The following is a 16,079-nucleotide window of genomic DNA, read 5'->3' on the forward strand; positions in this document are numbered from 1 at the left end:
CCTTAAACGTCAGCAGCCGGACCGCCAATCGGTGTTTCCGGACGCTCATCCCGAACGACAGGAGGTGGCGGCGTACCGGTGCCACCCGACCAGTCACGAGGCTCGCGAGGCGTGCGACCCGCCATGATGTCGTCGATCTGTTCAGCATCGATCGTTTCGTACTTCATCAGCGCATCAGCCATCGCGTCGAGCTTGTCACGGTTATCCGTGAGGATCTGCTTGGCGGTGCCGTAGCACTGGTCGATGATGCTGCGTACTTCCGAGTCGATCAACTTGGCCGTCTCACCAGAGAAGCTGGCAGCCTGACCGCCACCGCCGCGACCGAGGAATACTTCACCCTCTTCTTCGGCGTACATCAACGGACCGAGTTTTTCCGACAGGCCCCACTTGGTCACCATGTTCCGTGCAATCTGACTGGCACGCATGATGTCGTTGGAAGCACCGGTGGTTACACCGTCGAAGCCCAAGGTCATCTCTTCAGCAATACGGCCGCCGTACAGCGAGCAGATCTGACTGATCAGTGCGCGCTTGGACAGGCTGTAGCGATCTTCTTCCGGCAGGAACATGGTCACACCCAGCGCACGACCGCGCGGGATGATCGACACTTTATAGACCGGATCATGCTCGGGCACGACACGACCAACGATGGCGTGGCCTGCTTCGTGATAAGCGGTGTTCTGCTTTTCTTTCTCGGACATGACCATGGATTTGCGCTCGGCGCCCATCATGATCTTGTCTTTTGCCAGTTCGAATTCTTTCATCTCGACGATGCGTTTGCCGCTGCGTGCAGCGAACAACGACGCCTCGTTGACCAGATTGGCCAGGTCGGCACCGGAGAAGCCCGGAGTACCGCGAGCGATTACCGCCGGAGCAACGTCGTCACCCATTGGCACTTTACGCATGTGAACCTTGAGAATCTGCTCGCGACCACGGATATCCGGCAGACCGACCACTACCTGACGGTCGAAACGGCCCGGACGCAGCAGCGCAGGGTCGAGTACGTCAGGACGGTTGGTTGCAGCGATAACAATGATGCCGTCATTCATCTCGAAGCCGTCCATCTCGACCAACAACTGGTTGAGAGTCTGCTCACGCTCGTCGTGACCGCCACCCATGCCGGCGCCACGGTGGCGACCGACGGCGTCGATTTCGTCGATGAAGATAATGCACGGTGCGTGCTTCTTGGCCTGCTCGAACATGTCACGAACACGGCTGGCACCCACGCCGACGAACATTTCGACGAAGTCGGAGCCGGAAATGGTGAAAAAAGGCACTTTGGCTTCGCCGGCAATAGCCTTGGCCAGCAAGGTTTTACCGGTACCCGGAGGACCGACCATCAGCACACCGCGTGGAATGCGGCCACCGAGGCGCTGGAACTTGCCCGGATCGCGCAGGAACTCGACCAGCTCGCCCACTTCTTCCTTGGCTTCGTCGCAACCGGCAACGTCAGCCAGGGTGGTTTTCACCTGATCTTCGGAGAGCAGGCGTGCCTTGCTCTTGCCGAAACTCATCGGTCCACCCTTGCCACCGGCACCGCCCTGCATCTGGCGCATGAAGAACATGAACACCGCGATGATCACCAGGATCGGGAAGCTGGCCACCAGAAGCTGGGTCCAGATGCTCTGCTGCTCAGGCTGCTTGCCTTCGACCACAACGTGGTTGTCGACCAGATCGCCGATCAGGCCATTGTCCTGAATTGCCGGACGAATGGTCTTGAAGCTGTCGCCATCGTTGCGTTTGCCGGTGATCACATAGCCATCAACCGCTACGCGCTCGACCTTGCCATCCTTGACCTGCTGGATGAAGTCGGAATAGTTGAGGGTCTGCGGCTCGTTAGGGCTGGAGAAGTTGTTCATCACCGTCACCAGGACAGCCGCGATGATCAACCACAGGATCAGATTCTTTGCCATATCGTTCAATTAACTACCCTCTGAAGCAAGCTCCGCTACTGGCGCGCGCTTCGCATGATATTCACCGGCCTAACTTACTACATTACCTACAGCTCTGGCAGGCGCCGTCTGTAACCCTTTGTGAAACACTTTCTACACAATATTCGCTAAAGCGCTCGGGGCGAAATACGAAAAACCTATCACCCCGACAAAAAACCTCGTTTTACTCACTACGTCCGCGATAACCCCAAGCCAACATGTACTGCTCGCGCGAACTCCCACGGGACGAATCCGGCTTGATCATCTGGATCTTGTCGAATTTCTTCCGGGCATCCTTCAGGTACACGTCAAACCCTTCGCCCTGGAAAATCTTGATCACGAAATTACCACCCGGCTTGAGAATCCGCTCGGCCAGATCAAGCGCCAGCTCGCAAAGAAACATGGCTTTGGGCATGTCCACTTCGGGCGTACCACTCATATTGGGGGCCATATCGGAAATCACAAGGTCCACCTGCGAATTACCCACGGCCTCAAGGATCTGCGCGAGCACGGCGTCCTCGGTGAAGTCGCCCTGGATGAAGGTAACGTCGGGGATGCTGTCCATTTCCAGGATGTCCGAAGCGATCAGACGCCCCTGACCACCGATCAGCCGGCTGGTGACCTGCGACCAGCCGCCGGGCGCTGCGCCCAGGTCGACGACGCTCATGCCAGGGCGGATCAGCTTGTATTTCTCCTGGACTTCCAGAAGTTTGTAACTCGCACGCGAGCGGTAGCCATCCTTCTGCGCCTGCTTCACATAGGGATCGTTGACATGTCTTTTCAGCCAACCAAGGCTTGTCTTGGAACGCGCCATTGGGCACCTCGATAATAAGGGTCGTGATTAATTGGGCGGATCCACGAACCCTCGGGTAAAATGGCCGCCATTTTACAGAATCCAGACGAAAGGGTCAGATTATGCCGCTCACTCAAGAGCAGAAGAAACAGTACAAATCCATTGGCCACCATCTGAAACCAGTTTTGACGGTGGCAGACAACGGTCTGACTGAAGGTGTGCTAGCCGAGCTTGAACGCGCTCTAGCGGATCACGAGCTGATTAAAATCAAGCTCAACATCCTCGATCGCGAGTCGCGCCTGGCGCACATTGCAGAACTGTGCAAGGTCGGCAAAGCAGATCTGGTACAGGTCATCGGCAAGATGGCACTGGTTTACCGCAAGAACTTCAGCGCCAACAAGCAGCTGTCGAACGTTCATCGCTTCAAGTGATGACAAGGGTCAAGGGTGTGCTTCGCGCACCCTGCCACTCCACCCCGGAACTGGCTGCAATACCAGCACCACACCGCAAAAGCCCAGAATCAGAAAACTGAACACCAGCCAGTGCTGCGCATCCGGCCAGCCAATACGCACTGCGACATACATCGCACACGCATATAACGCCAGCAACAACACCTGCCCGCGCAAATCCCGCCATAGACTGGCAAGGCCCTCGGCCTGTACCAGCACCAAAGCCTGAAAAATCACGCATGCGGCGGCAAAACCCACCACCAGCACTTCAAATGAACTTGCGACTTCATCGATCAACAGCGGTGCCAGGCCAATTTTGCCCAACACCGGCTGCAGGCCAAGATGAATCAGCCATAGGCCGCCAACCCAGAGCATCTGGGCCAGCTGCCAAAGCATGGCGCCCGCATGCAGCGGGCGCCGACCTTCAGATGTGACGGACTTCGACAATCTCGTACTCGATAACGCCACTTGGCGTTTTCACGGCGACCACATCGCCCTCTTCCTTGCCGATCAAGGCGCGGGCCAGAGGCGAACCGACCGAAATCTTGGCGAGTTTGAAGTCTGCCTCATCCTCACCCACGATGTGGTAAGTGACGCTTTCATCGGTCTCGACGTTGGCGATTTCGACGGTAGTGCCGAAGATCACTTTGCCGGTATGCGGGATGGACGTGACATCAATGATGACCTGATTCTGAATCCGGCCTTCGATATCACGAATCCGCGCTTCAACCATGCCTTGCTGTTCGCGCGCGGCATGGTATTCGGCGTTTTCTTTCAAGTCACCCAGCTCGCGGGCCGTACCGATGTCCTGGCTGAGCTTCGGACGTACGACCTTGGTCAGGTGAGCGTGTTCTTCTTCCAGGGCTTTAGCGCCCTGGACGGTCATTGGGTATTTGATCATGCCTTCAATCCTGCGTGTAGATCCTGCAAGCGGCGCACGGTTTTTTCAGGACCGAACTTCAGCGCTTCACAGATAGCTTCGCCAGCAGCAATGGTAGTGGTGCAGTAAATCTTGTGCTGCAAGGCATTACGACGAATGGAGTACGAATCAGCGATCGACTGACGACCTTCGGTAGTGTTGATGATCAGGGTGACTTCGTCATTCTTGATCATGTCGACCACATGCGGACGACCCTCGGTCACCTTGTTCACACGGCGCACTTTCAGGCCTGCCGCTTCGATCAGCTTGGCAGTACCGGCGGTGGCAACCACTTCGAAGCCCAAGTTGATCAGATCGCGGGCCACGCCTGCAACCAGTGGCTTGTCGTCATCGCGCACGCTGATGAATGCGGTACCGCCGGTCGGCAGCACTTCGCTGGCGCCCATCTGGGCTTTGGCGAATGCTTCACCGAAGGTGTCGCCAACGCCCATCACTTCACCGGTCGACTTCATCTCTGGCCCGAGGATCGGGTCAACGCCAGGGAATTTGGCGAATGGGAACACCGCCTCTTTCACGCTGTAGAAGTTCGGAATGATTTCCTTGGTGAAGCCGATTTCTTTCAGAGTCTTACCGGCCATCACGCGCGCAGCGATCATAGCCAGGGAAACACCGATGCACTTCGATACGAACGGCACGGTACGCGAAGCGCGCGGGTTGACTTCGATGACGTAGATGTCTTCGCCCTGCAACGCCAACTGCACGTTCATCAGACCGACAACGCCCAGTTCCAGGGCCATTTTCTTGACCTGTTCGCGCATCTCGTCCTGGATATGCACAGGCAGCGAGTACGGCGGCAGCGAGCACGCGGAGTCACCGGAGTGAACGCCAGCCTGCTCGATGTGCTGCATGATTGCGCCGATGACGACGTCTTTGCCGTCGCAGACCGCATCCACGTCCATTTCGATGGCGCAGTTGAGGAAGTGGTCGAGCAGCACCGGGCTGTCGTTGGACACTTTCACCGCGTCACGCAGATAGCGCTTGAGCTCTTCTTCTTCGTAGACGATTTCCATCGCGCGGCCACCCAGTACATAGGATGGGCGCACCACCAGCGGGTAACCGATCTTGCTGGCGGCACGAATCGCTTCGTCTTCGCTGCGCACGGTGGCGTTTGGTGGCTGACGCAGGTTCAGACGCTCAACCATTTGCTGGAAGCGCTCGCGGTCTTCAGCGCGGTCGATCGCATCAGGGCTAGTGCCGATGATTGGCACGCCAGCCGCTTCCAGGGCACGCGCCAGTTTCAGCGGAGTCTGGCCGCCGTACTGGACGATCACGCCTTTCGGCTTCTCGACGCGGCAGATTTCCAGCACGTCTTCCAGCGTTACCGATTCGAAGTACAGACGGTCGGACGTGTCGTAATCCGTGGAAACGGTTTCCGGATTGCAGTTGACCATGATGGTTTCGTAGCCGTCTTCGCGCAGTGCGAGGGCAGCGTGAACGCAGCAGTAGTCGAACTCGATACCTTGGCCGATACGGTTCGGGCCACCGCCCAGGATCATGATCTTGTCGCGGCCCGACGGCGCGGCTTCGCACTCTTCTTCGTAAGTCGAATAGAGGTAAGCGGTGTCAGTGGCGAACTCGGCGGCGCAGGTGTCAACGCGCTTGTAGACCGGGAACACTTCCAGCTTGTGACGGTGAGTCCGCAGGTTCTTCTCGGTCACACCCAGCAGCTTGGCCAGACGCTGATCGGAGAAGCCTTTGCGCTTGAGCTTGTACATCAGGTCGCGGTCGATAGCGGAGAGACCAAGGGTCTTGACCTTCTCTTCGTCCTTGATCAGATCTTCGATCTGCACCAGGAACCACGGGTCGATCATGTTCATGGCGAAGATTTCTTCGACAGTCATGCCGGCGCGGAAAGCGTCTGCCACGTACCAGATGCGCTCGGCGCCCGGCACGGTCAGTTCACGCTTGAGTACGCTCATGCTTTCCGGGTTGCTCAGGTCGAGCTTCTCGTCCAGACCGCAAACGCCAACTTCCAGGCCGCGCAGGGCTTTCTGCAGGGATTCCTGGAAAGTCCGGCCGATGGCCATGACTTCACCGACCGACTTCATTTGAGTGGTCAGACGCGCGTCAGCCTTGGCGAATTTCTCGAAGGCGAAGCGTGGCAGCTTGGTCACGACGTAGTCGATCGACGGCTCGAAGGACGCCGGGGTCTTGCCGCCAGTGATGTCGTTCGACAGTTCGTCGAGGGTGTAGCCCACAGCCAGTTTGGCCGCGACTTTGGCGATCGGGAAACCGGTGGCTTTCGAAGCCAGGGCCGAGGAACGCGATACACGCGGGTTCATTTCGATCACGACCATACGGCCAGTGTCCGGGCAGATACCGAACTGCACGTTGGAACCGCCAGTCTCGACGCCGATCTCGCGCAGTACCGCCAGGGAGGCGTTACGCAGGATCTGGTATTCCTTGTCGGTCAGGGTCTGTGCTGGCGCGACGGTGATCGAGTCGCCGGTGTGCACGCCCATCGGGTCGAAGTTTTCGATCGAGCAGACGATGATGCAGTTGTCCTTTTTGTCGCGGACAACTTCCATCTCATATTCTTTCCAGCCGATCAGCGATTCGTCGATCAGCAGCTCTTTGGTCGGCGACAGGTCCAGACCACGGGCGCAGATTTCTTCGAACTCTTCACGGTTGTAAGCGATACCGCCGCCGGTGCCGCCCATGGTGAAGGACGGACGGATGATGCACGGGAAGCCGAGGGTTTCGAGAACCGCGTTGGCCTCTTCCATGCTGTGCGCGATACCGGAACGCGGGCACGCCAGGCCGATGGATTTCATCGCCTTGTCGAAACGCGAACGGTCTTCAGCCTTGTCGATGGTGTCGGCGTTGGCGCCGATCATTTCCACGCCGAACTTCTCCAGAATGCCTTCGCGCTCCAGATCCAGGGCGCAGTTCAGAGCGGTCTGGCCGCCCATGGTTGGCAGCACGGCGTCCGGACGCTCTTTCTCGATGATCTTGGCAACGGTCTGCCACTTGATCGGCTCGATGTAGGTCGCGTCGGCCATGTCCGGGTCGGTCATGATGGTGGCCGGGTTGGAGTTCACCAGGATGACGCGGTAACCCTCTTCGCGCAGGGCTTTACAGGCCTGCGCGCCGGAGTAGTCGAATTCGCAGGCCTGGCCGATAACGATCGGGCCAGCGCCGAGAATCAGGATGCTTTTAATGTCTGTACGTTTTGGCATGGGTTTGTCACTCAAATCCGCAGGTCAGTCGGCAAGCCGTCTTGATCGATTTCTGAAGTCCCGAAGGGGCCGCCGGTGCCGGGGCCACCCTCGTGGGCTTCTCTCTACAGTCTCAAGGCGAACGCTTAGCGTCGCTTGGCCATCTCGTTGATGAAGCGGTCGAACAGTGGCGCGACGTCGTTCGGGCCCGGGCTCGCTTCAGGGTGACCCTGGAAGCTGAACGCGCTCTTGTCGGTGCGCTCGATGCCTTGCAGGGTGCCGTCGAACAGCGATTTGTGAATCGCTCGCACGTTGGCTGGCAGGGTCTCTTCGTCTACCGCGAAACCGTGGTTCTGGCTGGTGATCATCACGACACCAGTGTCCAGATCCTGCACCGGGTGGTTGGCACCGTGGTGGCCATGGCCCATTTTCAGGGTCTTGGCGCCGGAAGCCAGAGCGAGCAGTTGGTGACCCAGGCAAATACCGAAGACCGGAATTTCGGTTTCCAGGACTTCCTTGATCGCCTTGATCGCGTAGTCGCATGGCTCCGGATCACCAGGGCCGTTGGACAGGAACACGCCGTCCGGCTTCAGTGCCAGGACATCAGCAGCAGGCGTCTGCGCAGGTACCACGGTGACGCGGCAGCCGCGCTCGACCAGCATGCGCAGGATGTTGACCTTGACGCCGTAGTCGTAGGCAACCACGTGATAAGGCAGCTCGGAAGCGTCGATGGTCGCGTGGCTGTCGGTCTTCAGATCCCAGACAGTCGAGCGCCATTCGTACTGAGTCTTGGTGCTGACGACCTTCGCCAGATCCATGCCCTTCAGGCCCGGGAAGCCTTGCGCGGCAGCAATTGCAGCTTCTTCGGAGATGTTGTCGCCGGCCATGATGCAGCCGTTCTGTGCGCCTTTCTCACGCAGGATGCGGGTCAGGCGGCGGGTGTCGATACCGGCGATTGCCACAACATTGTTGGCTTTCAGGTAGTCGGACAGGGACATCTTGTTACGCCAGTTGCTCGCTACCAGCGGCAGGTCACGGATGACCAGGCCAGCGGACCACACGCGGTCGGACTCGGCGTCTTCCGGCGTGGTGCCGGTGTTGCCGATGTGCGGGTAAGTCAAGGTAACGATTTGTTGGGCGTAGGAAGGATCGGTAAGGATTTCCTGATAGCCGGTCATTGCGGTGTTGAACACCACCTCACCAACGGTTTGACCGTCGGCTCCAATGGCTTCGCCGCGAAAAATGCTGCCATCAGCAAGGGCAAGTATGGCTGGCTTAGTCAAGAAGACCTCCCGTAAATAACGCATGAAAGGGCGATCGCAGGTTGTAAAAAAGCGGAGTGACGTATGGACACGTCACCCCGCTTCTTCACTGAATTATTCTGCGCGCTTTTAGTGGACACACTAAAGCTGTAGCTTACAGAAAAAGGCTTTTTTGGTCCACCGCTAAAGAGCCTAAAAGGCCGGAGAATGCGACAGGACGTCGGCTAGCGGAGAAAAACCAGCGCAAACAGGGCGTTTGCGCCGGGTTCAGCAATGAATCAGCGCAGGTCGAGCACGTCCTGCATGTCGTACAGACCTGGCTCGCGAGCATCCAGCCACAGCGCGGCACGCACCGCACCCTTGGCGAAAGTCATGCGGCTCGAAGCCTTGTGCGTGATCTCCAGACGCTCACCTTCGCAAGCAAACAACACGGTGTGATCACCCACCACATCACCGCCGCGTACGGTGGCGAAGCCGATGGTTTCGCGCTCACGGGCACCGGTGTGACCTTCACGACCGTAGACCGCGACTTTCTGCAAATCACGATCCAGCGCACTGGCAATCACTTCACCCATGCGCAGCGCCGTACCCGACGGCGCATCGATCTTGTGACGGTGATGAGCCTCGATGATTTCGATATCCGCTTCATCACCCAGCACGCGTGCCGCCATGTCCAGCAGCTTCAGCGACAGATTGACGCCGACACTGAAGTTCGCCGCAAACACGATCGGAATATCCTTGCCCGCCTCGACCAGCAACTGCTTCTGCGCAGCGTCCAGCCCGGTGGTACCGATGACCATGGCCTTGCCGGCTTTGCGGCAGAAGGCGAGGTTTTTCAGCATCACTTCCGGCAGCGTGAAGTCGATCAATACGTCGAACTCTTCCGCCACAGCCTCGATATGACCGGACAGCGGCACGCCGATGCGACCCAACGATGCCAGCTCACCGGCATCCACGCCGATCAGCGTGCTGCCAGGACGAACCACCGCAGCGGTCAACCCGGTCAATGGCGCGCGCTGCTGCACGGCCTCGACCAGAATCTTGCCCATGCGCCCAGCAGCGCCCATCACAGCTATACGTCGCATGCCGACTCCTTACAGATCGCCGAAGAAACGCTTCACACCGTCAAACCAACCGGTGGTTTTCGGCGAATGGCTGTTGTCGTCCGCCAGCGAGCTGCGGAATTCTTCCAGCAGTTCGCGCTGACGACGGTTCAGATTGACCGGCGTTTCGACCGCAACGCGGCACATCAAATCGCCTGCACCGCCGCCACGCACTGGCGCAACGCCTTTGCCGCGCACACGGAACTGCTTGCCGGTCTGGGTGCCTTCAGGGATTTTCAGTTTGACGCGACCGTCGAGGGTCGGGATTTCCAGCTCGCCGCCCAAGGCTGCATCAACGAAGCTGATCGGCACTTCGCAGAACAGATGCTTGCCGTCGCGCTGGAAAATGTCGTGCTCGCGCACATTGATGACCACATACAGGTCGCCAGTCGGACCGCCCTGGGTACCCGCTTCGCCTTCACCGGAGAGACGAATGCGGTCGCCGGTATCGACGCCGGCCGGCACTTTGACCGACAGCGTCTTGTACTCTTCGACGCGGCCGTCGCCGTGGCAGGAGTCGCACGGATCGGAAATGATCTTGCCCTGGCCATGGCAACGCGGGCAGGTCTGCTGCACCGAGAAGAAGCCCTGCTGCATGCGCACCTGACCGATGCCGCCGCAAGTCGGGCACGTCGATGGCGACGAGCCTTTCTTGGCGCCCGAGCCGTCGCATGGCTTGCAGTTGACCAATGTCGGAACGCGGATATTCACGGTGGTACCGCGCACCGCCTCTTCCAGATTCAGCTCCAGGGTGTAGCGCAAATCGCTGCCACGCTGCGCGCCGCCACGGGAACCGCCGCGACCGCCACCGAAGAAATCACTGAAGACATCACCAAAGATGTCAGAGAAATTCTGCCCGCCGAAACCGGCACCGCCGCCGCCCATGCTCGGGTCGACACCGGCATGACCGTACTGGTCGTATGCCGCGCGCTTGCTCGAATCGGACAGCACTTCGTAGGCCTCGTTGGCCTCTTTGAACATCTCTTCCGACGCTTTGTCATCGGGATTACGGTCCGGGTGATGCTTCATTGCCAGACGGCGATAAGCCTTCTTCAGGTCCGCATCGCTTGAGCCACGCTCAACACCCAACACTTCGTAATAGTCACGCTTTGCCATAAGTCTTCTGCACTCTTGAGGACGTTCGGCAAACCCCTCCTGAGGATCGCCAAACTCGTTGAGCCCCAATACAGGCCCGGACCCAACTCACGTCAATTCAACGATCCTGGTCTTTGATTCTGCGGTACTTGTGGCGTGAAAAGCAGGAGCATCTTCAGCCATACCGCCAGCATCCGAACGTTGTCGCATGCTGTAAAAATTCGCGTATTCCAGATACGCCAACGCGGGAGCTAGCTCCCGCGCGGCGACATCCTACCAGTCACTGCCTAAAGGCAGTCAACCGGCCGACCAACAACTTACTTGTGGTCTTTGACTTCTTCAAACTCAGCGTCGACTACGTCGTCAGCCTTTTCAGCTTTCTCGTCGTGCGGCGCTGCGCCTTCAGCAGGCTGAGCCTGTTCGGCGTACATCTTCTGAGCAACCGGAGCGGAGACTTTCGACAGCTCTTCAACCTTCGCATCGATGGCAGCCTTGTCGTCGCCTTTGACAGCGGCTTCCAGAGCAACCACAGCGCTCTCGATCGCAGTCTTCTCTTCGGCAGTGACCTTGTCGCCCGCATCAGCAACCATTTTGCGCGTCGAGTGAACCAGTGCATCACCCTGGTTGCGGGCAGCGGCCAGCTCTTCGAACTTGCGGTCTTCTTCAGCGTTCACTTCAGCATCACGAATCATTTGCTGAATTTCGTCATCGGACAGACCGGAGTTGGCCTTGATCACGATCGACTGCGTCTTGCCGGTAGCCTTGTCTTTCGCACCAACGTGCAGGATGCCGTTAGCGTCGATGTCGAAGGTCACTTCGATCTGCGGCACGCCACGTGGAGCAGGTGGAATGTCGGCCAGGTCGAACTTGCCCAGGGACTTGTTCTGAGTGGCTTGCTTGCGCTCGCCTTGCAGAACGTGAATGGTCACAGCACCCTGGTTGTCGTCGGCAGTCGAGAACACTTGCGATTTCTTGGTAGGAATCGTGGTGTTTTTCTCGATCAGCGCGGTCATCACGCCACCCATGGTTTCGATACCCAGGGTCAGCGGGCTGACGTCGAGCAGCAGAACGTCTTTCACGTCACCAGCCAGAACAGCGCCCTGAATCGCAGCACCCATGGCAACAGCTTCGTCCGGGTTAACGTCTTTACGCGCTTCTTTACCGAAGAAATCGGTAACCAGCTTCTGTACCAGCGGCATACGGGTCTGACCACCGACCAGAATCACGTCGTTGATCGCGCCAACATCCAGACCAGCGTCTTTCATGGCGATGCGGCAAGGTTCGATGGTGCGCTGAACCAGGTCTTCAACCAGTGCTTCGAGCTTGGCACGCGAAATCTTCACGTTCAGGTGCTTAGGACCGGTCGCGTCTGCAGTAATGTACGGCAGGTTGACGTCGGTCGACTGGCTCGAGGACAGTTCGATCTTGGCTTTCTCAGCGGCTTCTTTCAGGCGCTGCATCGCCAGCGGGTCACCTTTGAGGTTCATGCCGCTTTCTTTCTTGAATTCGTCAACGAGGTAGTCGATCAGACGAATGTCAAAGTCTTCACCGCCAAGGAAGGTGTCGCCGTTGGTAGCCAGTACTTCGAACTGGTGCTCGCCATCGACTTCAGCGATCTCGATTACGGAAACGTCGAAAGTACCGCCACCCAGGTCATAAACGATCACGGTGTGATCGCCCTTGGCCTTGTCCATACCGTAAGCCAGAGCAGCTGCGGTTGGTTCGTTGATGATACGTTTTACGTCCAGACCGGCGATGCGGCCGGCGTCTTTGGTCGCCTGACGCTGGCTGTCGTTGAAGTAGGCCGGAACGGTGATTACCGCTTCGGTCACTGGCTCGCCGAGGTAGTCTTCGGCGGTCTTCTTCATCTTCTTCAGAATTTCAGCCGAGATTTGTGGCGGTGCCATTTTCTGGCCGTTCACTTCAACCCAAGCGTCGCCATTGTCAGCCTTGGCGATTTTGTAAGGCACCATCTGGATGTCTTTCTGCACAACTTCTTCGTCGAAACGACGACCGATCAGACGCTTTACTGCGTACAGAGTGTTGTGCGGGTTGGTCACAGCCTGACGCTTGGCCGACTGACCTACCAGAATTTCGCCATCGTTGGCGTAAGCGATGATCGACGGCGTGGTACGCGCGCCTTCAGCGTTTTCAATAACTTTTGCCTTGCCGTTTTCCAGCACGGAGACGCAGGAGTTGGTAGTCCCCAGGTCGATACCGATAATTTTGCCCATGTTAACTCTCCCGAAACTTTGGATTTGGATGCCGCAGCAGTGGTGGCTGACTGCGGTAGCACTTAAACGCTTGACTTCTAAATGGGGGCCTTGCGGCTAATTTCAAGCCTTCTCGTCAATCGAAGGCGAAATTGGCGCAGGCGCCTTGCTGACCACAACCATGGCCGGGCGCAACAGGCGACCGTTGAGCTGGTAGCCCTTCTGGAACACCTTCAGAACACTGTTCGGTTCTACGTCGGCGCTTTCCTGCATGGCCATTGCCTGATGCTGAACAGCATTGAACGGTTCGCCATGCGGATCGATCGCTTCAAGCTGATAACGCTTGAGGGTGTCGTGGAACATTTTCAGCGTCAGTTCGATGCCTTCACGCATCGGACGGATGCTTTCGTCGTCCGGGTTCGACAGCTCGAGGCCGCGCTCCAGGCTATCGACGATCGGCAGCAAGTCGCTGGCGAATTTCTCCAGGGCAAACTTGTGCGCCTTTTCGACGTCCTGCTCGGCACGACGACGAACGTTCTGCAGATCGGCAGCTACACGCAGAGACTGATCCTGCGCGGCGGCCAATTGCTCTTCGAGCACTTGTACACGGGTCGCCAGGTCATCACCCGAACCTGCGGGTGCCTGATTGGCTTCTGGGTTTTGCGTATCTACTGTCTGTTCGTCAGCCATAGAATTCTCCTTTCAATTTCGTCCGCGAGCCTGACTCGCGCTTCTGCCCCGATATATGGGGCCGCAAAATCAGGCTTCAAGGGTCTTCAAGCATTAACCCTACAAAAAAGTGCCGCATTCTCATTCCCCGATGCGCTAAGAACATTTTCAGTTCAAGCAAATCGAGCTAAGGGCAGGCATTGTCAGCCAGAAACAAAACACTGTATAAATAACCAGACCTAAAGCCTGGGAGCGGCCGTTATGCTGGTGCACCTGTCCGTACACAACTACGCCATCGTTGAACATCTCGATCTCGAACTTGATCGCGGGATGAGCGTGATCACAGGGGAAACCGGCGCCGGCAAGTCGATCATGCTCGACGCGCTGGGCCTGACGCTGGGCGATCGTGCCGACAGCGGCGTGGTCCGCCCCGGCGCCGACAAGGCCGACATCCTCGCGACTTTTGACCTTGTCGACATTCCCGAAGCCAGCGCGTGGCTCGCCGAGCGCGATCTGGACATCGACGGTCCATGCATCCTCCGTCGGGTGATCACCAGCGAAGGCCGTTCGCGCGGCTATATCAACGGCACGCCCTGCCCGCTGGGTGATCTCAAGTCTCTCGGCGAATTGCTGATCGACATTCATAGCCAGCACGAACATCAGTCCCTGCTGAAAACCGATACCCACCGCCGTTTGCTGGACGAGTACGCGGGCGCTACCGATCTGGCCCGCCAGGTTCAGCTCGCCGCCCAGCGCTGGCGGCAGACTCGCCAGGAGCTCGAGCGCCTCTCCAACTCCGGTGATGAACAGCGCGCACGCCATCAATTGCTTAGCTATCAGCTTGAAGAGCTGGAAAACCTTGGTCTCGGCGATAATGAACTCGAACAGCTGGAGCAGGAACACAAAAACCTGACCAACGCCGAAACCCTGCTGGGCATCTGCCGGCAAGTGGTCGAGCAATGCAGCGAAAGTGATTCAGGCAATGTCCTGAACGCACTGACGGCCAGCCTCAATCGTCTGTCGAGCGTGAACAATTCAGTTGGCGCACTGGGCGAAGCCAGCAGCTTGCTGACCAGCGCGCAGATTCAGGTTGAAGAGGCTGTCGGCGAACTCAATCGCTTCCTCGACAACTTCGATGCCGATCCGGCCCGCCTGCAGTACCTGGAAGAACGCCTCGATGCGATCTATACCCTGGCGCGCAAGCACCGGATCCAGCCGACCGAGGTCGCGGAAATGCAGCAAAAATTGCTGGATGAAATCGAAACACTCAACGCCAACGACGAATCCATCGAGCGCCTGGGCGAGGAACTCGCATCCTATGCCCGTCATTATCAGGAGAAGGCCCGGGAGCTGAGCGACTTGCGTCATCAAGCGGCTGGCAGTCTGGCCAGCGCGGTGGAACAGGAAATTCAGCGTCTGGGTATGCCTGGTGGTCGCTTCACCATCGAACTACGCGCCAACAGCAGCGACGAACTGCTGCCCAATGGACTGGAACAGGTTGAACTGCTGGTCAGTGCCAACCCTGGCCAACCCTTGAAAGCCCTCGCCAAAGTGGCTTCCGGCGGTGAACTGTCGCGGATCAGCCTGGCGATTCAGGTGATCACCGCCCAGACCTCACGGGTACCAACACTGGTGTTCGACGAAGTCGACGTAGGCATTGGCGGCCCGACGGCTGAAATTGTCGGCCAATTGCTGCGTCGACTGGGCGAACGCGGGCAGGTATTGACGGTGACGCACTTGCCACAAGTCGCGGCGCAAGGGCATCAGCATTTGTTCGTGCACAAAGTGCGTGGCGATGAGGCAACCCACACCGCTGTGTCCAAGCTGAGCAAGACCGAACGAATAGAAGAAGTCGCGCGGATGCTCGGCGGCATCGATCTGACCAAGGAATCGTTGGCTCACGCGAAAAAAATGGTGGTTACCGCGAAAGTTTAAGATTTTGAAACAATAGAAAGCACGAAGGCGACCCTGGGGTCGCCTTCGTTCGTTTCGCGAACCTGAATTCGCGCGACATGCTTACTTTTTCTTGCGGATGTACAGCACCAGGTTGTGATCCACCAACTCGACACCGTGCTCGTCGGCAATTGCCTTCTGCAGTTTTTCGATTTCTGGGCTGACAAATTCGACAACCTCACCGGTCTCCACATCGACCATATGGTCGTGGTGACCGCCGTCGGCCAATTCGAAGACCGCGTGGCCGCCGTCGAAATTGTGACGGACAACGAGACCAGCTGCTTCGAACTGGGTCAGAACACGGTAAACCGTGGCCAGACCGACGTCCTCGCCAGCTTCCATCAACGCCTTGTAGACGTCCTCGGCACTCATGTGACGCTGCTCGGTGGAGTCGAGCATTTGCAGGATCTTGACCCGTGGCAGGGTCACTTTAAGGCCGGCTTTGCGTAGTTCGCTATTTTCAACCATGGTCAGCTTTCTCGCGATGCTGCTTCGCAGCTTCTCTTAATGCGGGTA

General features: G+C 58.1%; 13 protein-coding genes. 2 read left to right on the forward strand and 11 right to left on the reverse strand.

All coding sequences use genetic code 11. From position 1 onward, the window contains the following. Window positions 1-2 precede the first annotated feature (2 nt). On the reverse strand, window positions 3-1,910 hold the full coding sequence (gene ftsH, locus QOL84_RS15280; RefSeq protein WP_016986501.1) for an ATP-dependent zinc metalloprotease FtsH: 1,908 nt from the start codon (window positions 1,908-1,910) through the stop codon (window positions 3-5). A gap of 202 nt (window positions 1,911-2,112) precedes the next feature. After that, the gene (gene rlmE, locus QOL84_RS15285) at window positions 2,113-2,742 is read right to left on the reverse strand and encodes a 23S rRNA (uridine(2552)-2'-O)-methyltransferase RlmE (RefSeq protein WP_008088328.1); all 630 of its coding nucleotides are present in this window, start codon (window positions 2,740-2,742) and stop codon (window positions 2,113-2,115) included. A gap of 101 nt (window positions 2,743-2,843) precedes the next feature. Between rlmE and QOL84_RS15290 the strand changes: the two genes are divergently transcribed. Next, window positions 2,844-3,152, forward strand: coding sequence for a YhbY family RNA-binding protein (locus QOL84_RS15290; RefSeq protein WP_129388960.1), 309 nt, complete (start codon window positions 2,844-2,846; stop codon window positions 3,150-3,152). 9 nt (window positions 3,153-3,161) lie between these two features. Here the strand turns inward: QOL84_RS15290 and QOL84_RS15295 are convergent, their stop codons facing one another. The 8 genes from QOL84_RS15295 to grpE form a co-directional block, all read right to left on the reverse strand. Then, window positions 3,162-3,566, reverse strand: a complete 405-nt coding sequence (locus QOL84_RS15295; RefSeq protein ID WP_129388957.1) for an MFS transporter — start codon at window positions 3,564-3,566, stop codon at window positions 3,162-3,164. A 28-nt stretch (window positions 3,567-3,594) separates the two neighbouring features. Further along, window positions 3,595-4,071, reverse strand: coding sequence for a transcription elongation factor GreA (greA, locus tag QOL84_RS15300; protein WP_129388954.1), 477 nt, complete (start codon window positions 4,069-4,071; stop codon window positions 3,595-3,597). Continuing rightward, window positions 4,068-7,289: a carbamoyl-phosphate synthase large subunit gene (gene carB, locus QOL84_RS15305; protein WP_129388951.1), complete on the reverse strand. Its 3,222-nt coding sequence runs from the start codon at window positions 7,287-7,289 to the stop codon at window positions 4,068-4,070. The genes greA and carB overlap by 4 nt, the downstream gene beginning before the upstream one ends. A 125-nt stretch (window positions 7,290-7,414) precedes the next feature. Next, window positions 7,415-8,551, reverse strand: coding sequence for a glutamine-hydrolyzing carbamoyl-phosphate synthase small subunit (carA, locus tag QOL84_RS15310; RefSeq protein WP_129388948.1), 1,137 nt, complete (start codon window positions 8,549-8,551; stop codon window positions 7,415-7,417). Between the two features lie 257 nt (window positions 8,552-8,808). Next, the gene (dapB, locus tag QOL84_RS15315) at window positions 8,809-9,615 is read right to left on the reverse strand and encodes a 4-hydroxy-tetrahydrodipicolinate reductase (RefSeq protein WP_129388945.1); all 807 of its coding nucleotides are present in this window, start codon (window positions 9,613-9,615) and stop codon (window positions 8,809-8,811) included. Window positions 9,616-9,624: 9 nt separating this feature from the next. After that, window positions 9,625-10,749 (reverse strand): molecular chaperone DnaJ, encoded by a 1,125-nt coding sequence (gene dnaJ, locus QOL84_RS15320; RefSeq protein WP_007915222.1) that lies wholly within the window; start codon window positions 10,747-10,749, stop codon window positions 9,625-9,627. A gap of 296 nt (window positions 10,750-11,045) precedes the next feature. Beyond that, a complete protein-coding gene (gene dnaK, locus QOL84_RS15325; protein ID WP_283437730.1) occupies window positions 11,046-12,962 on the reverse strand; it encodes a molecular chaperone DnaK in 1,917 nt (638 codons plus the stop codon). 102 nt (window positions 12,963-13,064) lie between these two features. Further along, window positions 13,065-13,631, reverse strand: coding sequence for a nucleotide exchange factor GrpE (grpE, locus tag QOL84_RS15330; protein WP_129388939.1), 567 nt, complete (start codon window positions 13,629-13,631; stop codon window positions 13,065-13,067). A gap of 240 nt (window positions 13,632-13,871) precedes the next feature. Between grpE and recN the strand changes: the two genes are divergently transcribed. Beyond that, window positions 13,872-15,545, forward strand: coding sequence for a DNA repair protein RecN (gene recN / locus QOL84_RS15335; RefSeq protein WP_053117017.1), 1,674 nt, complete (start codon window positions 13,872-13,874; stop codon window positions 15,543-15,545). An 81-nt stretch (window positions 15,546-15,626) separates the two neighbouring features. Here recN and fur read toward each other — a convergent pair whose 3' ends face one another. Further along, entirely contained in the window at window positions 15,627-16,031 is a 405-nt protein-coding gene (gene fur / locus QOL84_RS15340) for a ferric iron uptake transcriptional regulator (RefSeq protein ID WP_129388933.1), read from the reverse strand. Window positions 16,032-16,079 lie beyond the last annotated feature (48 nt).

It is taken from the genome of Pseudomonas helmanticensis, assembly GCF_900182985.1.
Lineage (GTDB): Bacteria > Pseudomonadota > Gammaproteobacteria > Pseudomonadales > Pseudomonadaceae > Aquipseudomonas > Aquipseudomonas helmanticensis.